We start from the raw sequence: 25,612 nt of genomic DNA on the forward strand, positions 1-25,612 counted from the left end.
GATCACGCCGGGCTGAGCTGCACCGGCAAGCCCGACTGCCAGACCATGCCGGTGAGTGGGTCGACGTCTACCTCGGCGGTGGTGAGGGTGCAGACGTTGGGGTCGGCCCAGCCGTGGGGGATGGACACTGCCCCGGGTGCGATCTCTTCGCTGGTGCGGGCGGTGCCCACCAGATCGCCGTGGGCGCTTTGCACCCGTACCGGCTGGCCGTCGGCGATGCCGTGGTCGGGATGGATCAACACCTCGGGGCCCACGTCGCCCAGGTCGCGGAGCTGCCCGTTCATGGTCCGCATCTGGCGGCGGGGCAGCAGCACCACCGGCGCCGGGTCTTTAAGGTCGGCCAATTGCTCCACCAGTGGCTCGGGGGCCAATCGCCAGCGGCCGTCGGGCAGCACCCGGTCTAGCACCCAGCCGTGAACCGGGCGGGATTCGCCCACCAAGCCCCGTCGGGCGGCCAGCACAGTGGCGGCATCGCTGCGGCCCCGCTCGGCGATCAGTTTTAGGAGGTCTTCGTCGGTGGCGGTGTCGGGGTCGATCCCCCGGGGCAACACGCCGACACCTAGCCGCTGCCCCAGATCGGCGAAGACCTGCCACATGAGCCGGCGGTCGGCGCCGGGAGGGACCACCGCCGGGGTGTAGTGGGTGGCGATGGCCGGCTGGTAGGCATCCAACATCCAGGGCAGGTCGGCTCGTTCCAGTTGGCCAGCCACAGGCAGCAGGTGGGTGGCCAGCGCGGTGGTGTCGGTTTCCACCACGTCGGCCACCGCCAGCACGTCGAGAGATTCGAATGCCGCCTGGGTCCGGTCTCGATCGGGGAAGGCGATCAGCGGGTTGCCGCCCACCACCACTAGTGCCCGCACGTTGCCGGCCTCGATCTCGTCTACCAAGGCAGCGCACGGATACTCGCCGAAGCGGCGGGGGAGCTCGGGACGGCTGGCCGGTCCGGGTTCGGGCTGGCCGTCGGAGGGCTGCCAATCACGCGTGTCGAGCTGCATCAGATAACCGGGGTTGAACCACATCCCTCCCGGCTGGTCGTAGGAGCCGGTGACCACGGCCAGCGCCCAGAGCAGCCACTCGGTGATGTTGGCGTGGCGGCCCATGGACACCCCGGTGCCCGACAGCACCGACAACCGGCCCGCGGTTCGCACCGCGTCGAGGAGGTCGAGCAGTTCAGCGGTGTCTATCCCGGTTCCGGCTGCCGCACGGTCCAGAGTGAAGGGGGCCACTGCGGCGGTGAGGTCTTCTACCCCTACCGAGTGCTCGTTCAAGTAGTCCCAGTCAGCCCCATCCACCAACAGCTCACGCACCAGCCAGCCCAAGATCAGGTAGTCGGTGCTGGGCCGGGGGGCCAGATGGTGGTCGGCGAGGTGGGCGGTCTCGGTGCGACGAGGGTCGACCACCCACACCGGCCCCCGCTCTTGCTGGGCTCGAAGTCGGCGGATGGGATCAGCCAGACCGTTGCCGTGTCCGTGGGACACCACGGGATTGGTGCCTACCAGCAGGAGCATTCGGGCCGCTTCTTGATCCCACATGGGGGTGATACCCGACCAGCCCCCCATGAACTCGGCCACCAGCGGGCGCATGGGAGTGTCGATGGTGGTGGCGGTGTACTTCTGGAGGGAGCCGATGGCACCCAGGAACCGCTCGGCAGCCCGGCGGCCGTTGGCGTCGTACGCGGAGCCGCTGGCCAGATACATGGCCACCGCATCGGGACCGTTCTGGTCGATGATGTCAGCGAGGCGGCTGCCCAAGTCGTCGAGGCATTGGTCCCACCCCGCGGCCTGATCGCCTATCTGGGGTTGGTTGAGCCGGTGCGGGTGGTGGTGCCACTCGGGGAGTGCCCGGCCCTTCGGACAGGTGTAGCCCTTGGAGATGGGGTGGGCGTCGTCGCCTCTCACCTTTAATACCTGGTCGCCCTCGACGGTGACGGTGATGCCGCACATGGCGGTGCAGATGCGGCAGAAGGAGTGGACCTCCTGAGCCTTAGACAATGCCCCGGGCTTGGTCGATGCTCCATTGGCTCGCCGAGGGAGCGTTGGAGCTGGTCTTGTCGGCGATCTCCGCCATGATGCCCTCTCGCTGGGCAATGCCCACCATGCTCTCCAGTCTTCCGGTGTAGGAGGTGGGCTGTTGGAGCATCCACACGATGCCCTCAGCGGAAACCGAGGTGTCGGCCCAAGTGGAGTGATCGGCGTCGGGAGCGTTCATCACAAAGCCCTCGCTGGCCACCGCGGTATCGATGCGGAAGCAGTTCACCGCGATGCCGTCCTCAGCCAGGATGGCCGCGCTGGACACGGTCAGGTGTTCCAGGGCGGCCTTGGACATGCCGTAGGCCATTAGCGATGGGTAGTAGGCGAGGCCGGCCGCCGATGAGACGTTGATGATTCGCCCGTTGCGTTCGGCCAAATAGGGCCGGCACAGCCGGGTGGCCAGCAGCGGCGCGGTGGTGTTGATGGCCATGGTCAGCTCATAGCGCTTTAGCTCCATGTCCAGGTCGCCCACGAAAGTCACCGCGGCGTTGTTCACCAGGGCGTCGATCTGCCCGAAGTGGCTCACCACCGTTTCCACCATGGCCTCGATCTGTTCGGGACGAGACAGGTCGCAGGGCACGGCCAAGCCGTCGCCGCCAGCCTCGTCAACTGCTGCTGCGGTTTCGTCCACCGTGCCGGGCAGTTTGAATCGGGCCGAGTCGGTGGCTCGGGCCACACAGGCCACCCCCGCGCCCAGCTCGCCGAGGCGGACGGCCAGGCCTGCGCCTACGCCGCGGCTGGCTCCGGTGACGATTATCGTCTGACCCTCGAAAGGACGATCGGTTGCTGCCTTGGTCACGGCGACATCCTATGGGCGCACCGGCGGCAGGGCTTAGGCCACAATGCCGCTGGCCCGCAGCTCGGCGATCTGCTCGGGGCTGCGGCCCATATCGGCCAGCACTTCGTCGGTGTGCTCACCCAGTTCGGGGGCCAAGCTGCGAGGGGCCCACGGGGTGCCGTGGAAGTCCACCGGGGTGGCCAGCATGGTGGTGCCGGTGGCCCCATCGGGCACCTCCACCAGCGCTCCCGACGGGCCGGTCTGGGGATCGGCCAGCACGTCGTTGAGGGTGTTTACCGGAGCCCAGAACATGTCCGGCTCGATTGCGAAGATCTCGGCCCACTCCTCCAGGGTTCGCTTTGCGAAGGCCTCGTCCAACGCGGCGATCAGCTCCACGGCGTTGACGGCCCGGTCTCGTGCGGTGGCAAACCGCTCGTCGTCGATCCACTCCGGATGGCCCACGGCCCGGGCCAGTGGCGGCCAGTGGCGGTCGCCCTCCAGGCCCACCACCCAGAAGCGGCGGCCGTCGCCCGCGGTGTAGTTGTTGATGGCCGGGTTGCCCATGGCCTCCCGGGTGCCCACCGCCATATTCAGGCCCCACATCAGCAGAATGTTGAGGTCAAAGCCGATGGTGTACATGCCCTCCCGGAACAGCGATGAGGACACCATCTGGCCCTCGCCGGTGCGCTCTCGGTGGAACAGGGCCGCGCTGATGGCCGCCGCTCCGGCCAGGCCCACGTTGTGGTCGCCCATCCCGCCCCGCTGGAAGGGCAGGGCACCGCCGGGCGGGGTTAGCTGGGCGGCGATACCCGAGCGGGCCCAGAAGGCGGCGATGTCGTAGGCCGGACGGTCGGCGTCGGGCCCCTCGAGCCCGTAGCCGGTGATGGCGCAGTACACCAGCGCGGGATTGCGGGCGGCCAGCGACTCGTAGTCCAGCCCCAGTCGATCGAGGGCGCTCAACCGCAGGTTGGTAAGGAACACGTCGGCCTCATCGATGATCTCCGCCGCAATGGCCCGGCCCTCGTGGCTGGTCAGATCGACCACCACCGACCGCTTCGACCGGTTGTCCAGTTCGAACACCGGATTGGTGGGCATGTCCCCGCCCAGCATCCGCTGAAACGTGCGAGACGGATCGCCGGCGGGGGGTTCGATCTTGATCACGTCGGCCCCCCAGTCGCTCAATATCCCGCCCGCCGCGGGGCCAGCCACCCACACCCCCAGTTCGACCGCCTTCACACCATCCATCGGACCTGCCATGGGTTGAGCTTAGAAAGCGGTTGATTGCTCAGCCAGGTTTATGGCATCTCCCACAATCGCACTATTATTGCACTACTCGTCCTTAATAATCCATATAAGATGTTCTGATGACGAATGGTGCGTTTTCTCGCATTTCTTGGTTTGGCCGCGAGCCACCGACTCGTCTGACTCCTGAGGAGTTCACAGAAGCGTTTCCCGGCGAGGGGCAGCACGTCGAGTGGAAGGCTGGAACGGGGCGGCGTCCCATCCAAGAGGCAATCGTCGCTTTCTCAAACGCCGACGGGGGCATCCTCATCCTCGGTGTGGACGATCGGAGTCGCATAGTCGGCTGTCCGCTCAATGAGGGGTTGGAAAAGAACCTCTGGGAAATGGTTGGCCAGATCGAATCGCCCGGACTGGTCCAGATATCCGGTATGGAAGTGGGTCGGGACAGGGTCACCGTGGTCGCTGTAGGCCAGCGATATGACGGCATTGCCCAGACTTCGAACGGGCGCGCATTGGTTCGCCGGGGCAAGCAGAATCTGCCCCTGTTGGGCCGAGAGCTGCGGCAGCTGCTCAACGAGCGACTCCCCGGGGCCTTTGAGGCCAGCCCGTCGCCCTGGTCGGTTGACGATGCTGCCCCGGAGTTGTTGGGCCAACTCTGCCTAGCCCTGGGAATCGATCCCAGCCATTCACCAGACGTGTTGGCTTCGGCCCTGTCCCAGCGGGGCCTCGCCGTTGCGGGAGATCAAACTGGCATACTCACCTTTGCCGGTGCTCTCTATCTAGTGGAAGAGGTGCAGGCGGCATTCGGCAAGTTCTGCATCGAGGTTTTCCGCTACGGCGAGGGCAGCCGCGAATATGACCGGCGCGAAGTATTCACAGGCACACCCCGTCAGCAGGTGGGCGACGCGGTGGGGTGGATAATCGACGAGATCGGCTTCGACCTCATGGTGGTTCGGACTATTCGCCACGAACTGCCTCGCCTTCCCGTTGATGCGCTGCGCGAGGTGCTGGCCAATGCCGTGGCCCATCGCGACTATCAGCTTTCCGGCGCCGCCATCGAGGTGCATCTGATGCCGCGGGAGTTGGTAGTGGTCTCGCCGGGAGGATTTGCGGGCGGCGTGACCAGCGACAACATCGGCGAGGCGCATTTCGCCCGCAACCCGGCGGTGATCAATGTTTTGAGAGCGTTCGAGCTTGCCGAGGACGCAGGACGGGGAATCGACCTCGTTCGATACGAAATGGCCGCAGCGCTGCGCTTCGAGCCGAGGTTCGAGGAAGCACCCGAGGGTTGGGTGAGGGTGGTGCTGCCGACGGTCGGGCCGGTGACGCCTGAGGAACTGGCCTGGACTTATGAGGTTGGGGGCGAGCTCGAGATGCATCCCGGTGACCGCCGTGTGCTTGCTGAGGCGCTGAGGGGTGTCGAACTCACCAACACGGCAGTTCGGTCCATGCTCGATGTCGGGGTGTCCCCGGCCCGCAACACCCTTCAGCGCCTATGCGAGATGGGGTTGTTGGAGCATAGAGGCGAGGGTGCTGGCACCCGCTACCGCTTGGCGTCGGCGGTTCCCGCGCCGCGCGGCCGCCCATTGAGCCGCGAAGAAATGCAGGCGGTTGTCTTGGGTTGGGGAATCGATGGGCCGGTCACCAACTCGCGAGTGCAAGAGGGATTCGGCGTGTCGCGTTCTGTGGCCTTGGGGCTTTTGCGCAACCTTGTCGAGCAGGGTCGGTTGGTGAAGTCGGGCACCGGGCGCGGCGCAAAATACACCCTCGCTGAGCCGTAAACGAGATCCCCGATCCGACCGGCGAGTAAGTGTCACTGGGGTTCACTACGATTTGGTTCGCAATGGAGCGACGTAATCCCCCCGGATGCCCCAAAGACACGCCTCAACACATTTGGCGGCGCCAGATGGGCTTGGTCCGTGCCCGCACAGTGCCCGAGCGGCTTGAGGAATGGCGGCAGCTCAATGAAGCCGGTGCGGTCATGGAGGAACAGTCGGTGCGCAATCGCCACCCTGAATACAACGACCGCGAGGTCTTCTTGGCCCTCGTCGTTTCGCGCTATGGCGAGGAGCTTGCCCATGAAGTGTGGCCTGACTCTGTAGGAATAGAACCCTGATCGAGCTCACTGCCGCGCTGAGGCACACCATTGGAGCTCTTGATTCCGCAGGTGTGGACTACATCGTGGTCGGTTCGGCGGCGGCGGCGGCTTGGGGGGTAGCTCGAATGACTCGCGACGTGGACATCGTTGTCCTCTTGGCCTCCGAATCCGCAGAAGCAATGCTCGAAGCATTGCGAGCGAGCGAGGTCTACTTTCCGGAGTCAGATGCTCGTCAGGCATTCGAGTTCGGAGGGTCCTTCAACATTCTTCACCCGCAAAGCGGGGGAAAGGTCGACGTATTCGCCGTTCCCGCCTCCGATGCCTTCACCCAGTCGCGAATAGCTCGGAAAGTCCGCACCGAAGTACTCGGCGTAGAAGCATGGATTGCAACACCCGAAGACGTCGTGTTGGCCAAGCTGCGGTGGCGCCTTGAATCGCGCTCTGAAATCCAGTGGCGAGACTGCGTCGAGATCGCCGCCATCAACGACCTTGACCTCAGTTACATGCGGAGATGGGGATCCAAACTCGGTATAGAAGAAGACTTGGCCGATCTGCTGGACGGTTGACCTACAGGTCTGTTGTGCGCTGAGCATAGAAAGCCAGTGGTGTGGCTCTTACACTCCAACGCCATCAAGGTTCTGTTTGTCTGCACGGGAAACATCTGCCGTTCGCCGATGGCCGAGGTGCTGTTTGCCCATCTGGCCCCCGACGTGGAGGTGGGCTCGGCCGGGACTATGGACTGGAGCGGGCAGCCCGCCCACGAGTACGCCATAGCCGCCATGGCCGAGCGGGGACTGGACTTGTCGACCCACCGCAGCCGCCGCCTCTCGAAGTATCTGGTGGACGAGTCCGATCTCATAGTCGCCATGACTCGCAACCACGGTTGGGCGGTGGAGGCCCGCAGCGAAACCAAGGCGGCCGCCACCTTTCTGCCCGCTGAGCTGAGTCGTCTCGCCGACCAGGTGGGCGATCGCAATGGCGCCGATGCCCAAGCCTGGATAGGTCGGCTGCACACCTTGCGCGATACCCAAGCCAACGCCCGTTTCATCGGCCGAGCTGCTGACGAGATCCCCGATCCCATCGGCGAGTCTTTAGCCTACTTTCGGGTTATTGCCGACCGTTTGGAACGGGAGCTTTCCCCCGCCGCCGCCCGATTGCAGACCTAGGCGGGGCGACACTTTGCGCTATCTCTCGATAAATCCCTAAAGTCTGACAACTTGCAGTTGGTTGAGGCCCGGCTGCTCAAAGCCAAACCCGAGGGGGTCATGCTCATGAAATCGCGTTGGTTGAAGCTTCTTGCCGTCCTGATGGCGCTGACAGTATTCGCTGTCTCCTGCGGCAACGATGACGACGACGGAGTCACCACTGGGGCTGCTACGCCCGCTCCGGCAGAGGAGCCTGGAGAAGAAGCTCCTGCCGAAGAGGCCCCCGCCGAAGAGGCTCCCGCTGAGGAGGCCCCGGCTGAGCAGGCCCCGGCCGATGAGCCAGAAGATGAGCCGGTGGTGACCATCGAGGAGTCCGAAGAGGTGGAAGAGGAAGAAACAGGTGGAGTGCCCACCGGCAACACCGGGTACATCCCTGGTGAAATCCTCACCACCGAATGCTCAGACGGGCGGCCGACTGGCGGCAACCTCACTATCGGCATGTTCGGTGAGATCGTCGGATGGGACCCCACCTTGATCCAGGGCGGGGCCTCGCTGGGTGGCACGCAGATGATCTCCATCTACGGAGCGCTGTTCTACGAGGACTTCGCCACTGGCCAGCTGATTCCCGGCCTGGCCGAGAGCATCTCCACTGAAGACAATGAGGTGTTCACGCTGAAGCTGCGCGAGGGCGTCAACTTCACCGACGGCACCCCGTTGGATGTAGACGCACTGATCTGGAACATCGAGCACCACCAGAATCCTGACATCGGGTCGCAGTCGCGGGCTCAGGCCGATCTGATCGCTTCGTGGGAGAAGATCGACGACTACACCATTGAGCTCACTGCCACCAGCAAGAACGCGGTGTTTGCGCAGATCTTCGCCTCCCGTATGGCGTGGATGATGTCGCCCACCACGTATCAGGCTGGTCAGGATCCAGAAACCGGCCTCAATTCCGACGTCAACATCAATCCGCAGGGCGTGGGCGCAGGTCCGTTCATGCTTGAGTCGTGGGTCCAAGACGACCAAGCCGTTGTGGTGCGCAACCCGGATTACTTCCGTGAGGGTTGCCCCTATCTGGACAGCGTGACCTTCAAGCCCATCATCGAGCCGCCGCAGCGCTACAACGCGTTCAACGCTGGCGATCTCGACATTGGCTACGACCGCCATCCCCAGAACCTCCAAGACGCCATCGCCAAGGGCGTCAACACCACCTCCCGAGTCGACAACCACGGCGGATACTGGATGCTCAACAACGTGAAAGAGCCGTTCAACATCCGGGAGTGCCGGGTGGCTGTGGCCCACGCCATCGACTACGAAACCATCAACGAGATTGTGTTCGACGGCCTCAACAACATGATCCGCAGTTTGATGAGGCCGGGCTCTCCGTGGACCGATCCCGAAGCAGTGCTGCCGGGCTTTGACCAGGACGCGTCGGTTGCCGCGCTCGAAGAGTGTGAAGCGCAACTGGGCGGTCCGCTGGAGTTCCAGACCTACTGCACCACCTCACCGGAGAACGTGCTCCAAACGGAGACCTTGGTCTCCATGTGGAGCGCGGTTGGCATCTCCGCCACCGCCAACTGCGTGGAGGTCGGCGAGATGGTCGGTGCCGTGTTCGGCGGCGAATCAGTGGCCAACCCGTGGGCCATCCCCGTGGGCGACCCCGACTACATGTACGACGTGTACTTCGGCGATTCCACCGAGGACGGCGTGTGCGGTCCCAACGTCTCATCCCGCAACTGGGCCAAGGCGTGCTATCCGGAATTTGACGCCTCGCTCAAGCAGGGCCGTGAAGGCGTCACCTTCGAGGAGCGCTACGAGGGCTACAGCCGCTTCCAGCGCGAATTCGCCTATCAGGTCCCGGTCATCGTGACTAGCAAGGGCGAGGTCGGCTACTACTGGACCGACGAGGTTTCGGGCATATTCCAGACCGACGCCGGCATCATTCTCTTGGAATTCACCGCTAAGGGTTAGCCAAGAAACTCATCTGAGAACGAGGGGGTGGGCACGGTCCGTGCCCACCCCCTCGTTCTATGGGGCATCATCTATGGGGCCCGCGCTGAGACGTAGGGGGAGGTGACAGCAGTTGAAGACCATTGGTCGCACCATCATCCGAATCATTCCGGTGCTGATCCTGGTGAGCTTCTTCTCCTCCTTTTATGTGGAGCTGCTGCCCGGTGATCCCACCATTCGACTACTGGGCCAAGAGCGGGCCCAGGAGCCTGCCGCCCGGGAGTTGGTCAACCGGGAGCTTCGGCTCGATGAAAACGTCATCGTGCGCTACGGCAAGTGGCTGGGGGATGCGCTTACCGGTGATTTGGGCGAGTCGGTAAGAACCCATGGCCTGAAAGTTTCCGATACCATTCGACAGCGGCTACCCATCACCCTGGAACTGACAGTGGTGGCCCAGGCTCTGGCGCTGATTCTGGCTATTCCGCTGGGGGTGTATGCCGCCTATCGGGCGGGACGCAGAGTGGATAGAGCGTTGAACGCGGCATCATTTGCCGCTATCTCCTTGCCTCAATTCCTGGTGGGCATCCTTTTGATCTTCATCCTGTTCAATCAGCTCGACCTGTTGCCGCCCCAAGGGTGGACCCGGCTTACTGAATGGGACTGGTGGGACCATTCCCGCCGCTTGATCATGCCGGTGGTCGCGTTATCTCTGACTGAGATTGCCGTGTTCCAGCGGCTGTTGCGGGCCGACATGATGGCCACCCTGCAAAACGACTTCGTGCTGACGGCCCGGGCCAAGGGCATGTCGCCCACCCATGTGTTGTTCCGCCATGCCCTGCGACCGTCGTCGTTCTCACTCATCACTTTGGCGGGAGTGAGCACGGGCCGGCTCATCGGTGGCACCGTCATCATCGAAGTGCTGTTCCAGCTCCCGGGGATGGGGCTCAAGATGGTCGACTCCATTACCGGCAATGACTTGGTCGTGCTGCAAGGTCTGGTGCTGGTGGTGGCGGTGGCCTACATCATGTTGAACATGCTGGTGGAGATCACCTACGCCCTGCTTGATCCGAGGATTCGACGTGGCTGACATCACTGGCGTCGTCACCGAGCCTGTGGTCCAGGAAGTGGTAGATCCCGAGCGAGGTCGCCGCGCCCGCCTCGCCAGGGAAGGAAGTGCCCGACTGGTCATCGGGGCGGCCATGCTGCTGGTACAGCTCTTGGTTACCTACGACGGCGCTACCTGGCTTCAGGTAATCCTCGCGCTGAGCGGGATTTACGGCATCCTCACCGGGGTAGGGCAGCTGATTCGAGCGATTTTTGGATCACGCGTCGACCCGACCGTATGGATATCGATGGCTTGGCTGTTCATCTTGGTGCTTTTTGTGCTCTTGCAACTGGGCGGACTGTTCAACAGCTTGGAGGCCGACTTCGGGGATCGGGAGCGGCCCCCGTCGTTCACCACCGACGAGCCGCTGGGCACCGATCGGTTGGGCAAGAGCGTCATGAACCAGAGCATCCGGGGGGCGAGAATCTCCCTGATCGTGGGCCTGGGCGCAGTGGGCATCGGCTTGGCGGTGGGGTCGGTTATCGGGATGTCCGCGGGCTACTTCCGAGGGGCAACCGAGGGAACCTTCAACATAATTACCGACGCCGTTTTGGCCTTCCCCGCCCTGATCTTGCTGTTTTCGATTGTGGCGATCTTCGGGGGCAGCGTTCTGGTGATCACGCTCGCGCTATCGGTATTGAGCATCCCCACTATGGGACGACTGTCGCGCGCCAACACATTGACGTTCGCGGCTCGGGAGTTTGTTACCGCGGCCAAGGCCATGGGAGCGTCCAACGGCCGCATTCTGTTCCGGGAGATCATGCCCAACGTGGCTCTGCCGTTGGCCTCCTACGCCTTCATCGTCGTGGCCGTGGTGATCGTGGCCGAGACTTCGTTGGCCTTCTTGGGGGTGGGCATCGATCCCATCAGCACGCCCACGTGGGGCAACATGATCCAAGAGGGCCGCGACCCGAATCTGCTGGAAAAGGCGCCCCACATCGTGTTCGTGCCCGGAGTGATGATGTTCCTCACCGTGCTGTCGCTGAACCGCATCGGAGAATCGCTCCGAGCCCTCTGGGACCCCCGCGAAGCCAAGCTGTAATTAAGATCAGCCATTCGCGTTAGTTTTTTCTGGTGCGAATCCACGCGGCCGACCAAATCCACGCGGTCTCCCGAATCCATCGACCATGAGCGACGCCATTCGATACGAGGCCGATGAGCACTGCCCTCCGGGTATTGCGGCCATAGCCGGGCTTCAGGGGGTGGTGCTGGCGCTGGCGCCGATCGTGTCGATTGTGATCGTCACCGCCCGAGCGGGAGGCCAAGACGCCGGTTACTTCTCATGGGCGCTGTTCGCGGCGCTGATCATTGCTGGCGCGTTAACCGCCTTGCAGGCCACCCGGTTCCAGAGGTTTGGCGCTGGCCACATCCTGATCATGGGCCCGACCCCGAACTACATCGCCATCTCGGTGTTGGCGCTGGCCGAAGGCGGTCCGGAGTTGCTGGCCAGCCTCACCGTGGTGGCTTCGGTGTTCTATCTCGTGCTGGCCTTTTGGCTGCCGTTCTTGCGCCGCGTTGTCACCCCGGTGGTCACCGGCACGGTGCTGATGCTGATCGCCGCCACCATCTTGCCGGTGGCGCTGGATCGATTGGACGACATTCCCTCCGATGCGCCTGAAGCCGCCGGGCCGACGATCGCCTTGGTGACGCTGGTGGTTTCCACCCTGCTCTTCTTGCGGGCTTCAGGAGTGTGGCGGTTGTGGTCGCCCCTCATCGGGATCGTCATCGGCAGCGTGGTCGCCGCGCTGTTCGGTGCTTATGAGATCAGTTCGGTGGCCGATGCGGCCTGGGTGGGGATTCCCGAAGGAAGCGGATTCCCCGGGTTCGACCTCACCCCGGGAGCGAGCTTCTGGTCGCTTCTGCCCGCGTTTGTGGTGGTGGTGCTGGCCGGCGGGGTCAAGAATGTCAGCGACAGCGTCGCCATCCAGCAGGTCTCGTGGCGCCGGCCCCGGGTTCCCGACTTCCGGCTGGTTCAGGGCTCGCTCAACACCAACGGGCTCGGCATCCTGGCCGCCGGCATTTTCGGGACTCCCCCCAACTCTGTCTATTCGGGAACCAGCGTGTCGCTCATCGGCTTTACCGGCGTGGCCGCTCGCCGCATCGGCTATGTAATCGGCGGCACCCTGTTGACGCTGGCCTTTCTACCCAAGCTGACCGCGTTCTTGCTCACCCTTCCCAGTCCGGTCATGGTCGCCTACATCCTGACGGCCATCGCCCTGCTCTTCGTGAGCGGTGTCCGCACCGTCGTGCAGGACGGACTGGATGCCCAAAAGGCCCTGGTGGTGGGACTGTCGTTCTCGCTGGGCATAGGAATCGACAACCAGACCATCTTCGCCGACCTGCTGGGCCACAAGTGGGGCCTGCTGCTCGACAATGGCATGCTCGTCGGAGCGCTGGCGGCGGTGTTGATGACCGTGTTCTTGGACCTGACCAGCCCTCAGCGGCGCAGCCGCTTGGAGGTCGAGCTCAGCGTGTCGTCTCTGCCGGAGATTGATCGGTTCCTGCAAGGAATAGCTGTTCAGAACCAATGGGACGAGGCTTCCACCCAGAGGCTGTGCTCAGCCGGCGAAGAGGCATTGCTGAGCTTGGTGCTACCCGATGAGACCGGAGAGGAACTGATCGTGAGCCTTGTCGAGGTTGATCAGCCCTATGAAGATCAACCTCGTCTCATCATCCAAGCCCGCCCCGAAGCCGGCATGGTGGAGATGGAGTTCCTCGCGGTGATCGACGCAGAGAATCTCGAGGACCGCTTGGCGTCATTGAGCGAGGAGGCCGAGGGTGCGAAGGAAGGCGAGATATCGCTTCGCCTGCTTCGGCACTACGCCTCATCCGTCCACCATCAGAAATACCACGGTTTAGATATCGTTACAGTGCAGGTCAGAGGCTCTGCCTAGTCTTGTCAAAGGAGAATGCATGACTTCTCATTCAGGGGAATCGATCGCGGTTGTCGGAATGGCGTGCCGCTTTCCTCAGGCCGACGACCTGTCGGCGTTTTGGCGTCTGCTGGAAACAGGCACGAATGCGGTCATCGAAGGCGTGCCCGGCTCCGGGGTCGGACGGGTGGGCGAGTTGTTCTCCGAAATGCCGGAGAAGGAAGCCTGCCGGTTCGGTGCCTACCTCGACCAGATCGACGAATTTGACGCCGAGTTCTTCCGCATCTCGCCCACAGAGGCTCAGATGCTCGACCCGCAGCAGCGGCTCATGCTGGAGACGAGCTGGCAGGCCCTCGAAGACGCCGGGATCGATCCCGACGGGCTGAAGGGCAGCCGAACCGGTGTCTATGCCGGGATCAGCTCCAATGACTACCGCCATCTGATCCTGGTCACCAGCGGGACTTCTGAGCCGGCCCCCAGTCTCTATGCGGTGACTGGCACGTCCTATAGCACGGCCATCGGCCGGGTTGCCTTCGCGCTGGGCCTGGAAGGACCGGCGATGGCAGTGGACACCGCCTGTTCCTCCTCCCTGGTGGCCGTCCATCAAGCCGCAGCTGGCTTGCGACAGGGCGAAGCCGACTTGGCGTTGGTCGGCGGAGTACACGCCATGGCCTCGGGGCGGATGATCGAGCTTCGGGCCAACGCCGGGATGCTGGCGCCCGATGGGCAGTGCAAAGCATTCGATGCCTCGGCCAACGGTTATGTGAGGGGCGAAGGATGCGGGATGGTGGTCCTCAAGCGGCTCAGCGATGCAGAGGCCGACGGCGACCGCATTTGGGGAGTGGTCCTCGGCTCCGCGGTCAACCAGGACGGGGCGAGCTCCGGCTTGACGGTGCCGATGGAGACAGCCCAGCAGCAGGCCATTGAAGAGGCATTGCACAATGCCGGGGTTGTCCCCGCCGATATCGACTATCTGGAGGCTCACGGGACGGGCACTCCAGTGGGCGACCCGATCGAGGTCAATGCCGCGGCCGCGGCTTATCGCCAAGGCCGCGATGAGGCGAATCCCCTGCTGATTGGCTCGGTGAAGACCAACATCGGCCACTTGGAAGCGGCTGCCGGTGTCGCTGGCCTGATCAAGACTGTGCTGGCCATGAACCGGGGCACCATTCCCCGGCACCTGAATCTCCGGGAACTGAATCCGAAGATTGACTGGGAGCAGTTTCCTGTTCAGGTGGCCACTGAGATGACCGAGTGGCCTTCGAACCAGGGCCGACCGCCCCGAGCGGGGGTGAACTCGTTCGGCTTCTCCGGCACCAACGCCCACGTCGTGCTGGAGGGGTACCCCGATTCCGGCGGGCAGTCAGTACCGGTTGGCCCTTCACGTCCCATTGTGGTGTCGAGTCTTGGCGACTCCGATCGGCCCGCCGAGATGGAAGCTCGCCTGGCCCGGCTTCTGCCCCTGTCGGGAAAGTCGCCTGTGGCCCTTCAAGAACTGGCCGAGCGGCACATGTCGTGGCTCGACGAGCAGGCGGAAGAGCTTGCCGTGGACAACTCGGCGGCCGTACCGGTGCTTTCCGACATGGCTTGGACCGCGGGAGTGGGTCGTAGCCATCAGGCCTATCGGGCCGGAGTTGTGTTCCGGGACGCCGAGTCGCTTCGCGAGAAGCTCAGTGCGCTCTTGGAGGGAGAAACCGAGTTGCAAAGGTCCCAGACCGCCCCGAAAGTGGCCTTCGCGTACACCGGTCAGGGCAGCCAGTGGATTGGCATGGGCCAGGCGCTCTACGACCGCGAGCCGGTGGTGCGAGAAGTATTGGATCGCTGCGACCGGGCGATGCGCGAACTGCGGGGCACATCGCTGCTAGCGGTGATGTTCGGGGCGCCCGACGCCGAGGGTGACCTGGACGATCCGGCGTGGACGCAACCCGCCATCTACGCGCTGGAGTGCGCGCTCACCGAGTTGTGGGCGAGCTTGGGAGTTGGGCCCGATGTAGTGGTTGGACACAGCCTCGGGGAGATCGCCGCGTCCCGGACTGCCGGTGTGTTCAGCCTGGAAGACGGTTTGCGTTTCGCGGCCGGGCGAGGCGCGCTCATGGCCGAGCTGCCCGAACCCGGGGCCATGGCCGGAGTGTTCGCCCCACCATCTGAGGTCGCGGCCTCTATAGAGGAGCAGAGGGCGGCATCGGGTGACCCCCGACTGGCAATCGCGGCCGACAACGGTGCCCACCAGATGATCAGCGGGCCGACCACCGATGTGGAGGCGGTGTTGCAGCGGTTCGAGGCGGAGGAGGTTCGAATCCGCCGATTGGAAAAGAGCGCCGGATACCACAGCGCCATGGTCGACCCCATCTTGGACGGTGTGGAGGCCCTACTGGCCGAATTGGAAGTCGGGTCGCCGTCGTTGGCCTTTGTCAGCAGCATGCTGGGCCGCGCCCTGGTGCCGGGCGAAGAGCTCGACAGCTCCTATTGGCGCCGTCAGGCCCGTCAGGCGGTGGAGTTCCGAAGCTGCGTCGAGACCTTGGCCACAGAAGGCGTGCAGGTTGTCATCGAGGTTGGTCCGGGCGCGGTGCTCGGGCCCATGACCGCCTTGGCTTGGCCGGAGCAAGCGGGCAGCGCTCCCGCGCCGGTTGTGGTGTCGAGCATGAAGCGGCCTTCCACCCGGACCCCGGAGCCCGACGACCGCTGTGGATTTATGGACGCCGTGGCGGGGGCGTATCAGGCGGGGCTCGATATCTCTTACGACGGGTTGTTCGCCGGCGAAGAGCGCCGTCGGGTTTCCCTGCCCAGCTACCCGTTCCAGCGCCAGCGCTACTGGGTTGAAGGAACAAGACGCCGTCGGCAGAGCAGTGGCCATCCGCTGCTGGGCGTTCGCCACGACTCTCCCCGGGGCGAGTCGCTGTTCGAGACCGAGATGTTCGCCTCTGATCCAGCCTGGCTGGCGGACCACCGGGTATTCGACCGGGTGGTGATGCCGGGGGCGCTTTATGGCGCTATGGCCGCATCGGCGCAGCTGAGCGATGGATCCCAATCGGTCACCGTGGAGGACTGGCAGCTTTACAGCCCGCTGATTTTCTCGGAAGAGGAGTCGGAGGATGGCGGAGGCCGCAGCGTGCAACTCGTGTTGGAAGATGCCAAGGGCGCGGTGTCGCGGGGCTTTGAGATCTTCAGCAAAGCGCCCACCGAGGAGAAATGGACGCTCCATGCTCAAGGTCAGGTGTCGCCGGGCGTTCGCCTGCATGAGGCCCCAGAGCCGGTAGATCTCAACGCCCTGAAGGCAGGTTTGACCCGAGGGGATGTTTCCGCGTTCTACCAGGCCAAGGCTGAGTCGGCGATCGACTTCGGCCCGTCTTTCCGCACCCTTCAATCGATTTGGCTGGAGGCGGGCGAGGCGGTGGGCGAAGTGGTCTTGCCTCCAACCGTGGACCACGGCGGGTTAGACGTGCATCCGATCTTGCTCGACGGCTGCTTCCAAGTCATGTCGGCGGCCCGCAGTCTGTCCGGCGCCGAGGGCGGTGCCACCTACATGCCGTTCGGGTGCGAGCGCTTTTGGCTTTCTGGCCCGCTGCCCGAGCGACTGGTCTGCCATGTCCGCATGAGGGACGCAGTTCAGGACCGGGCATCGGAGCGCGAGCCCGATGAGTCGCCGGAAGTCCTCACCGGCGACATTCACCTCTATGACCCCGACGGCATACCGCTGGGCGGGTTGAGCGGCTACACGGTGAAGCGGGCCACCCGGACGGCGCTGCTTTCCGCGGTGGAGGGCCTGGAAGATCTGCTGTACGAGGTGGTTTGGCGGGATGCAGATCTGGCCGAAGATCCAGCCGATGTCACCGAGCCTCCTGGCGCCTGGCTAGTGGCCGCCGACCAGAGAGGCGTCGCCGAAGAACTGGCTGCGGAGTTGGCGGAGCGCAATCAGACCGTGGTGGTGGCCTCCCACGGCGAGGCAGGCGATGGCATCGCGCCGACGGAGGGTGGAGTTCATCGCTGGACCGCGGACGTGCGAGACCGGGAGTCATGGCGATCGCTCATTGCGGTCCTTCCCGAAGACGTGCCGCTGAGGGGCGTCGTTCACCTTGCCGCTCTCGACGGCCACGGGCACCAGGCATCTACCGAGGATCTCGCTGAAGATGTGCGGAGTGCGGGGGCCAGCGCGCTGGCATTGACTCAGGGTCTGATCGACGCCGGAGTCGAGCCCACCCATGGGCTGTGGTTGGTCACCAAGGGAGCTCAGGTGCTGGGTTGCGAGTTGGTCGGTGAGTTGGCGGGTGCGACGTTGTGGGGCATGGGCAAATCCCTCGCCCGGGAAGCGGCGCACCTCAAGACAAGGATGGTCGATCTCGACCCCGAGGGCGAAGAGCCGGTGTCTGATTTGGTTGCGGAGCTGTTCTCCAACGACGGGGAAACCCACATAGCGCACCGTGCTGGCAGCCGCAGGGTCGCCCGTTTGATTCATAGCGGTGCTGAGACCGTCCGAATGGCCTTGCCCGAAGAGCCCGGTTGGCGACTGGCGCCAGATCCTGGGGGGTCGATAGAGAGGCTGGCAGCCGAGCCGCTGCCACCGCTTCCGCTGGCTTCGGGTGAAGTTCGGGTCGGCATCGAGGCCGCTGGCCTCAACTTCCGAGATGTGCTGGTCAGCATGGGAATGCTGGGCGACAACTCTCTTCTCGGCCGCGAGATGTGCGGCGTAGTCCTCGAGGTGGCCTCGGATGTGACCGCCGTCTCGGTGGGCGACCGGGTGGTGGGGTTGGGATTCGGGACCTTCGCGCCGGAAACTGTGACCCGGGCGGAGCTGGTGGCACCGGCGCCCCCGGGCATTCCGGCACCCACCCTCGCCACGGTGCCTCTGGCCTTCACCACTGCGGCGATCGCCTTCGAGCTAGCCGGCTTGAAGGCCGGCGACCGGGTGCTGGTCCATGCCGGTACCGGCGGTGTGGGATTGGCGGCAATCCAGCTTGCTCAAGCCGCTGGCGCCGAGGTGTTCGCCACCGCCAGCACCCCGAAGCAGGCGTACCTCCGGTCGTTGGGCGTGGCCCATGTGTTCGACAGCCGCCAGACCGCCTTCGGCGACGAGATCACCGAGGCCACCGGGGGCGAGGGCGTTCATGTAGTGCTGAACAGCCTGACCGGGGAGGGCTTCATCGAGGCCAGCCTCTCCTGTTTGGCCGATGGCGGACGCTTTGTGGAACTCGGCCGGCGGGGCATTTGGAGCCAAGCCGAGATGTCCGAGGCCCGTCCCGATGTCGAGTACTCCATTTTGGAGTTGGACGTTTTGAAGGTTGAAGATCCGGATCGCGTCGGGGCGTCTCTCAGCAGCGTGATGGAGCAACTGGCAGCCGGAGAGCTGAAACCGCTGGTCCATCGCTTCTGGCCGCTGGCTGAGGTCAGCGCCGCAATGGAGTACATGCAGTCGGCCCGCCACATCGGCAAGAACGTCCTCGTCATGCCCCCGCTGGCCGTCGGCCGATTGCGGGATGATCGTACCTATCTGGTTACCGGCGGTCTGGGCGGGATCGGCTGCGAGGTGGCCGAGTGGCTTGTAGACCAGGGAGCAACCGCAATCGTGCTAAATGGGCGACGGCCTCCCGACAATGCCGCCCAGGCAGTGATCAGCGGGCTGCGGGAGCGGGGAGCGGTAGTGCAGGTGGAGCTGGCCGACGTCACCGACCCCTCGGCCGTGGATCAGATGCTGAGCCGAATTGACGATTCGATGCCTCCGCTGGGCGGTGTGATCCACAGCGTTGGCGTTCTGTCGGACGGCTCGCTGTCCAACTTGAGCTGGGCTCGGTTCGAGCAGGTTCTGGGGCCGAAAGTGCTGGGGGCCTGGCATCTGCATAGCGCCACCAAGGATCGCGACTTGGATCTGTTCCTCCTCTTCTCCAGCATTACCAGTGTCCTGGGCAAAGCCGGTCAGGCGAACCATTCGGCCGCCAACGCGTTCTTGGATCAGCTTGCCGCCCATCGGCGGGCCCAAGGGCTCTCCGGGCAGTCCATCGCTTGGGGCGCATGGTCGGAACTGGGCGAAGCCGAAGAGCAGCGGGACCGTATCTCAAGACAGCTAGCCGCTTCGGGGACGGGCTGGATCACTCCCCAGCAGGGTATGAAGGCCTTGGACCGCTTGGTACGCCAGGATGCGGTGGCCACCATGGTGGGGCTGGTCGACTGGCCGGTGTTCACCGAGGGTCTCGACAGCCGACTGGCGTTCTTCGAAGAGCTGCTGTCGGCCGACACCGGGGAGGCGGCTGACGAGGCGGAAATGTCGGGTGATCTGCTCTCCCAACTGGGGGAGGCGGCCGCGGAAGAACGCGAGGCCCTGCTGACCGCGTTCTTGCAGCAGGAGTTGCAGGCGGTGATGAAGCTCTCAACACCACCCTCGCCCACCGCAGATTTTTCCGATCTCGGGATGGACTCCCTCATTGCGGTGGAGTTGCGGAACCGCCTTAACCGTGCCTTCGCCGGGGAGTACATGGCATCGAACACGGTGGTGTTCGACTATCCCGATGTCTCCAGCCTCGCTCGCCACCTCGCAGGCGACCTCGATCAGGTCATCGGGGCCGAGGCAAAGCCCGAGCCTGTCCCCCAGCCCCGCCCGCGAGCCCGCCAGCGGGGCCAAGACGGGATTGCCATTGTGGGCATGGCGTGTCGGTTCCCCGGTGCAGAAGATCTCTCGGCCTATTGGCGGCTGCTGGAAGCCGGTGAGAACGCGGTAACCGACGGTCGCCAAGACGAGGGTTCTTGGAGCGGGGTTGCCGGCGATCCCTCAGCGGTTGACGTCACGCATCGGCGGGGAGCGTTCGTCGAGGGGATTGATCGGTTTGACTCCAGCTTCTTCCGCATCTCCCCGATTCAGGCTCGAATGATGGACCCGGTACAGCGCATGCTGCTGGAGACCAGCTGGCATGCCTTGGAGGACGCGGGAATGGATCCAGCCCAGCTGAAGGGCTCCAGAACCGGGGTGTTTGCCGGAGTGGGCGACAGCGAATACCGCCGGGTGATTGCAGCCAGCGGCCGGGAAGACACCACGTTCGGCACCGTGGGGAGCGTGGCGGTGGGACGGGTGGCATTTGTGTTGGGTCTGGAAGGCCCGGCTATGCCATTGAACCTGGCCTGCGCGTCGTCGTTGGCCGCGGTACACCAAGCGGTCGCCGCATTTCGAAACGATGAGATCGATCTAGCCCTCGTGGGGGCGGCCAACGCAGTCTTGTCCCCAGCGATGACACGATTCCTCGACGAACACGGACTGCTCTCGCCCGACGGTCAATGCAAGGCCTTCGACGCCTCGGCCGATGGCTATGTGCGGGGCGAGGGCTGCGGGATGGTGGTCCTGAAGCGGCTGGGTGATGCCGAGGCCGATGGCGACCGGATCTGGGGCGTGGTGCTGGGTTCGGCTGTCAACCAAAACGGAGCGAGCCTGGATCTCATCCTGCCCAATGGGCGAGCCCAGCAGCAGGTAATCCAAAAGGCGTTGGAGCGGGCTGGCGTGGAACCATCCGAGGTGGACTACATGGAAGCCCATGGACTGGGAACGATGGTGGGTGACCCTGCTGAAGTGGACGCCGCTGGCACCGTGTACGGGCAAGGGCGCGATGGGGATCGCCCTCTGTTGATTGGCTCAGTGAAGACCAACATCGGCCACCTGGAATTTGCGTCGGGGATTGCCAGCCTCATCAAGACCGTGCTGGCCATGAGGAGGCGGTTGATTCCCCGACAATTGCATTTCGAGAATCCCAATCCGCAGATCGACTGGGATCGGCTGCCGGTACAAGTGACCACTGCCCCCACGGAGTGGCCTCTCGAACCAGACCGACCCCCGATTGCTGCGGTCCACTCGCTGGGGATTTCGGGCACGAACGCGCACGTTGTCTTGGAGGGTTACCCATCCCCTCACAGCGAGGACGGGCTCGAGGGGGTTCCCTGGCCAATGGGTGCCCCACGGGCAGTGGGAGATGACACAGAGGTTGAAGAGGGAGAGGAAGGGCGGCGAGCACGGTTGCTGCCGTTGTCGGGCAAATCTGACGGGGCAGTCCGAGATATGGCTAGAGGGTATCTGCGTTGGCTCGACGACCACGCCGACCTGCTCTCGTCGGAAGATTCCGCCGACTCGCTGCTATCGGACATGGCGTGGACGGCGAGCATTGGTCGCAGCCACTTCTCCTATCGCACCAGCGTTGTGTTTCGCGACGAGGAGTCTTTGCGGGCCGGGCTTCGGGCGGTTGTGGACCACGACCACGAGTTCAGCCCATGCGAAGAAGGGGGAGTGCTGTCGACCGATGGCTTCGATCCTGGCGATGACGGCTCGGTGAAGGCGGTCGGCGCGGCCTATGAAGCCGGCCAAACTGTCGATTTCGAGTATCTCTTCAGCGGAGAGAGGCGCCGGCGGCTGTCGCTGCCCAGCTATCCGTTCCAGCGCCGGCGCCACTGGGTCCAGCCGCGCAAATAGGGAGCTCCGCCACGCGTTCATGCCTGTTGCCAACCATCAACTGCTTGGGTAGGGTGGTAATTTGCCATTGCAACCACTTCATGGAGAGCGAGAGAATGTCCTCTGTTCTTGACCGCATTACCCAGCTCATCGACGAGAATCTGGAAGTTGATGGGCAACCGCTCGGCCGTCCCCTGGACATAGACATCAACATCGCTGATGCCGGCGTTCCCTCTGGCGACATCGTGGCTTTTTGGAAGCTCGTCAATGAAGAGTTTGGCATCGAGATCTCTGGTGAAGACTTTGCTGAGCTTCTCACCGTGCGCAGCTTGATCGAATACCTCGAAACCCACGCTGGTTGAAAATTCTGTCCTCAAGGGCTTCTTCTGCCGCTGAAAATTGGTGGTGCCCATTCAGGGATGTCGGCGACATCGCCATTCTCCACGTTGACTTGAGACCCAATGCCGACCACGAGGCCAAGGCTTTTGCGTGGCTTGACGGGGAAGAGCGCTCGCGTTGGCAGCGCTTTCAGTCCCCAGTTGCTCAACGGCGCTATGTGCTGTGCCGCGCCGCGCTCCGGGCCGTCTTGTGCCGCGAGGTCGGCTGCCCAAACGAGTCGTTGGCCTTCGAGGCCGCCAAGCACGGCAAGCCCTTTGCCCTGGTAGGCGGCCAGCCCGCCTCCATCAGCTTCAACGTGAGCCACAGCGGCAACCACGGTTTGATCGCCGTGGCGCTCAGGGGTCGCCTGGGAGTGGACGTTGAGGAGCGGGCCCCGCGCCGCAATCTCGACAACCTCATCGAAGGCGTGTTCAGCCCGCAAGAAAAGGCCGAGCTGGAGTCGCTCGAGGGTTGTCAGCAGCTTCATGCCTTCTTCCGATTCTGGACCATCAAAGAGGCGCTGGTGAAAGCCCATGGCAAGGGCCTCTCCATGAAGGTCGCAGAATTGGAGATTCCCGAAGACATGCGCCGCGGGGCCCCCAGGTGCGTTGGCCAGTTTGCTCAAATCCCCGGGTCGTCCTGGTGTTTGGAAGATATCGGAACCAAGGATTTTGCCGCTGCCGTCGCTCATGAACTAAGCCCGTCATCGTGACGGAGCAAGAAGCCGCCTGGAGCGTTCCCGAACCGCGGTCGGTTCACGAAGTCCAAGTGGGCTCCGAGTCGTCGATTCTGCTTCGTCGCCATGGCAACCCCGATGGGACTCGGTTGATTCTCAGCCACGGCAATGGTCTGGCCATCGACTTCTACTATCCGTTTTGGTCGCTCCTGACCCAAGACTTCGATCTCATCGTCTACGACTTGAGAAACCATGGTTGGAATGCGGTGGGCGATCTGGAAAACCACAGTGTGCCCACCCTGGTCGCCGACCATGACCGCATACTTGGGGAGATCGACGAGCATTTCGGCCCAAAACCACAGGTTGGCGTATTCCACTCGGTGTCGACGCTCACACCCCTCATATCTGAATCCAAGGGCAGCCAGTATTCGGCGCTTGTCCTGTTTGACCCTCCCATATGCAAACCAGGGAGGAGTTACTTAGATTTCGAAGAGGCGGCTGTTCGCATGTCGAAATCAGCCAGCCGTCGCACATTTCAATTCAAGTCGAAGAGCTCGTTCACTGACCTGTATCGCGTCTTTCCGACCTTCAAGTCGGCAGTGCCTGGAGTGGTCGACCTACTGGCCGACACTACGCTCCGAGAATCCGCAGACGGCGAGGGGCTTGAGCTGCGGTGCCCCCGCGAATACGAGGCCCAGATAATTGCCTACGCCAGCGTCTACGGAGTGTTCATCGACTTCTCCAAGATCCGCTGCCCGGTCAAAGTGCTCGGGGCTGATCCCACGGTGCCCTCGTCATATCTGCCGTCGTTGAACCTCAGCGACATCTCCAGCGTCGACTACGACTTCCTGCCTGAATCCACTCACTTCCTCCAGTTAGAGCACCCCGAAGAGTGCGTCGCAATCATGCGCGAGTTCATTGAAGAGGTTCTCGACTAGGCGAGTAGATAGGGCTGTTCAAACACCTTGTTGCCCTGCCGGGTGTCTCCGGTTGCCCACTTTGGTCGGGTTTCGTAGAGTGTCGGCACCACAATCCACGAGGGGGAAGTGAAATGCGTTCCTGGCTATTCAGGCTATTGGCGCTGCTGTTGGTGTTCGGCCTGGTGGCCGCGGCCTGCGGCAACGACGACGACGACGGAGTGACCACCGGGCCAGACGAGCCTGCGCCGGCTGAGCCGTCTGATGACGGTGATGACGAGCCTGCGCCCGCGCCCGCTGATGACGGTGACGATGAGCCGGCACCGGCCCCGGCTGACGACGGTGACGATGAGCCGGCACCGGCCCCGGCTGACGACGGTGAAGAGGCTCCTGTGGAAGAGGAGATGATGGGTGCCTGCGAGGCCACCGTGCCGGGCACCAAGATCGACTACGCGGTGTACTCGCCCAACGCCAACATGGACCCAACCGGAAGCAGCGGGGCCCTGGTGGGCGGAACCCAGATCGTGAACGTGTGGGACGTCTTGATGGCATTCGACCCCGCGTCTGGTGTGTCCAATGGCCAGGCCGCAGAGTCGTTGACCCCCAATGATGACTTCACCGAGTGGACGCTGAAGATCCGCTCGGGCATCACCTACGGCAACGGCGATGCGTTTGTTGCCCAGGACGTGGTCGACTCGATGCTCCGCTTCTTCGACTCCCGCGGCGATGGTATGAACAACCGGGCGGCCGGTTCGGTGGCTCTCATCGACTTCGACAACACCGAAGTCCCCGATGACAGCACCGTCATATTCCGTCTCCATCGGGGGTGGAGCACCTTCCACACGCTGTTGGGCGACGAGCCCGGCATGATCGTCAACCCGAGGATCATCGCCCAGTTGCTGGACGAGGAGGCGGCCAACGCCACCGAGGAGACCAGCGCAGCCCGGCTGGTCCGCAACCGGATGGCGGTCACCCCCGAACTGGTCAACGCCGCCAGCTTCGGTCCCTACGAGGTGGCCGAGGTGGAGCCCAACGTGCGAACGGTGCTGCGAGCCCGAGACAACTACTGGGGCGGCCCAGTGTGCATCGAGGAGATCGAGTTCACCTTCCCGGGCAGCTCCACGGCCAACTGGGAGGCATTCCAGGCTGGCGACTTCAATGCCGCTTTCCTGCGTGATCCGCGGGTGTTCGCCGATGCCCGGGAGGCGGGTGCGGTGCTGAGCTCGGAGGATCAGAACGTTGGCGGGTTGTTCCTGTTCAACCAGGGAGTCCGGGGTGCCGATGTGATTGGCAAGGACATCAGAATTCGCCGGGCCATCCACCACGCCATCAACCGGGACATCATCAATGAGCGAGCCTTTGAGGGCAAGCTCAAGACCACCAATGCCATCGCTGCTGAAGGCACCCTGTTGTGGTCGCCCGAGTTGCAGGAATGCGCCGATCAGGAACCGGGCTACGACCCGGATGCCGCCGCGGCGCTAGTAGAAGAAGTGAAGGCTGATGGCTGGGATGGTTCCCTGTTGCTGGTGCATGCCGACACCGATCCCGGCCCCGAGATCGCCCAGGCGGTTGAGGGAATGCTGGAGGCCGCCGGCTTCGACGTGGAAGTCGACCTCGGCCCGGTTACCACCGTGCTGATTCCCCGAGTAATCATCCAGGCCGACTATGAGATGGCCGGATGGGGCTTCAACGCCGACGGCGCCACATGGGTTGCGTCGCTCAACGACAACCTCCTCTCAACCAGCCGGTCGAACCGGATGGCATTCGCCCACCCGGACATGGACGCCGCACTGGGAGAGCTGTACGGAGCGGCGGACGTGGACGCCCAGCGGGCCGCGTTGGCTGGAGTGCAGTGCGTGTGGGTCGAGCAACTGCCGGCCATGGTCTATTCGGTAACCGAAGAGGGCCTGGCGCTCGCGCCGAACATCAAGGGCGTCCAGCGGGCAGGCGCCACCATCTTCCTGTTCGGCAACGCATACATCGAGAACTAACTCGAACAACGAC

16 protein-coding genes are annotated in these 25,612 nt (G+C 63.8%); 12 read left to right on the top strand and 4 right to left on the bottom strand.

Translation table 11 applies throughout. The features are described from left to right. Positions 1 to 2: 2 nt before the first annotated feature. Genes OXG30_06465 through OXG30_06475 form a run of 3 tightly spaced genes read right to left on the bottom strand, consistent with a single transcriptional unit; the run spans position 3 to position 4,065 of the window. Complete coding sequence (locus tag OXG30_06465) at positions 3 to 1,991, bottom strand: molybdopterin-dependent oxidoreductase (GenBank protein MCY4134542.1); 1,989 nt, start codon at positions 1,989 to 1,991, stop codon at positions 3 to 5. Next, a complete protein-coding gene (locus OXG30_06470) occupies positions 1,984 to 2,829 on the bottom strand; it encodes an SDR family NAD(P)-dependent oxidoreductase (GenBank protein MCY4134543.1) in 846 nt (281 codons plus the stop codon). The genes OXG30_06465 and OXG30_06470 overlap by 8 nt, the downstream gene beginning before the upstream one ends. Positions 2,830 to 2,862: 33 nt before the next feature. Further along, positions 2,863 to 4,065 (bottom strand): CoA transferase, encoded by a 1,203-nt coding sequence (locus OXG30_06475; protein ID MCY4134544.1) that lies wholly within the window; start codon positions 4,063 to 4,065, stop codon positions 2,863 to 2,865. Positions 4,066 to 4,172: 107 nt separating this feature from the next. Here OXG30_06475 and OXG30_06480 point away from each other — a divergent pair, with 107 nt between their 5' ends. The 9 genes from OXG30_06480 (at position 4,173) to OXG30_06520 (ending at position 21,658) form a co-directional block, all read left to right on the top strand. Beyond that, complete coding sequence (locus OXG30_06480) at positions 4,173 to 5,831, top strand: putative DNA binding domain-containing protein (GenBank protein ID MCY4134545.1); 1,659 nt, start codon at positions 4,173 to 4,175, stop codon at positions 5,829 to 5,831. 125 nt (positions 5,832 to 5,956) lie between these two features. Beyond that, entirely contained in the window at positions 5,957 to 6,166 is a 210-nt protein-coding gene (locus OXG30_06485) for a hypothetical protein (protein MCY4134546.1), read from the top strand. A 107-nt stretch (positions 6,167 to 6,273) separates the two neighbouring features. Beyond that, on the top strand, positions 6,274 to 6,714 hold the full coding sequence (locus OXG30_06490; protein ID MCY4134547.1) for a hypothetical protein: 441 nt from the start codon (positions 6,274 to 6,276) through the stop codon (positions 6,712 to 6,714). Between the two features lie 36 nt (positions 6,715 to 6,750). Beyond that, positions 6,751 to 7,314: a hypothetical protein gene (locus OXG30_06495; GenBank protein ID MCY4134548.1), complete on the top strand. Its 564-nt coding sequence runs from the start codon at positions 6,751 to 6,753 to the stop codon at positions 7,312 to 7,314. Positions 7,315 to 7,365: 51 nt separating this feature from the next. Further along, positions 7,366 to 9,264 (top strand): ABC transporter substrate-binding protein, encoded by a 1,899-nt coding sequence (locus OXG30_06500; protein ID MCY4134549.1) that lies wholly within the window; start codon positions 7,366 to 7,368, stop codon positions 9,262 to 9,264. A 112-nt stretch (positions 9,265 to 9,376) separates the two neighbouring features. After that, entirely contained in the window at positions 9,377 to 10,330 is a 954-nt protein-coding gene (locus OXG30_06505) for an ABC transporter permease (GenBank protein ID MCY4134550.1), read from the top strand. Next, positions 10,323 to 11,390, top strand: coding sequence for an ABC transporter permease (locus tag OXG30_06510; GenBank protein ID MCY4134551.1), 1,068 nt, complete (start codon positions 10,323 to 10,325; stop codon positions 11,388 to 11,390). The genes OXG30_06505 and OXG30_06510 overlap by 8 nt, the downstream gene beginning before the upstream one ends. 85 nt (positions 11,391 to 11,475) lie before the next feature. After that, positions 11,476 to 13,242: a hypothetical protein gene (locus OXG30_06515; GenBank protein ID MCY4134552.1), complete on the top strand. Its 1,767-nt coding sequence runs from the start codon at positions 11,476 to 11,478 to the stop codon at positions 13,240 to 13,242. A gap of 19 nt (positions 13,243 to 13,261) precedes the next feature. Next, on the top strand, positions 13,262 to 21,658 hold the full coding sequence (locus OXG30_06520; protein MCY4134553.1) for an SDR family NAD(P)-dependent oxidoreductase: 8,397 nt from the start codon (positions 13,262 to 13,264) through the stop codon (positions 21,656 to 21,658). A gap of 17 nt (positions 21,659 to 21,675) precedes the next feature. On the opposite strand, the gene OXG30_06525 is transcribed toward OXG30_06520, so the two are convergent. Then, the gene (locus tag OXG30_06525; protein ID MCY4134554.1) at positions 21,676 to 22,050 is read right to left on the bottom strand and encodes a hypothetical protein; all 375 of its coding nucleotides are present in this window, start codon (positions 22,048 to 22,050) and stop codon (positions 21,676 to 21,678) included. A gap of 38 nt (positions 22,051 to 22,088) precedes the next feature. Here OXG30_06525 and OXG30_06530 point away from each other — a divergent pair, with 38 nt between their 5' ends. From OXG30_06530 to OXG30_06540, 3 genes are all read left to right on the top strand, one after another. Then, on the top strand, positions 22,089 to 22,727 hold the full coding sequence (locus tag OXG30_06530) for a 4'-phosphopantetheinyl transferase superfamily protein (GenBank protein ID MCY4134555.1): 639 nt from the start codon (positions 22,089 to 22,091) through the stop codon (positions 22,725 to 22,727). Beyond that, positions 22,724 to 23,629 carry an alpha/beta hydrolase gene (locus tag OXG30_06535; GenBank protein MCY4134556.1) on the top strand — a complete coding sequence of 302 codons (906 nt, stop codon included), beginning with the start codon at positions 22,724 to 22,726 and terminating at the stop codon, positions 23,627 to 23,629. The genes OXG30_06530 and OXG30_06535 overlap by 4 nt, the downstream gene beginning before the upstream one ends. Positions 23,630 to 23,742: 113 nt before the next feature. After that, positions 23,743 to 25,599 carry an ABC transporter substrate-binding protein gene (locus OXG30_06540; GenBank protein MCY4134557.1) on the top strand — a complete coding sequence of 619 codons (1,857 nt, stop codon included), beginning with the start codon at positions 23,743 to 23,745 and terminating at the stop codon, positions 25,597 to 25,599. Positions 25,600 to 25,612: the final 13 nt, after the last annotated feature.

Source organism: bacterium (genome assembly GCA_026708015.1).
Taxonomy (GTDB): Bacteria; Actinomycetota; Acidimicrobiia; order Acidimicrobiales; family Bin134; genus Poriferisocius.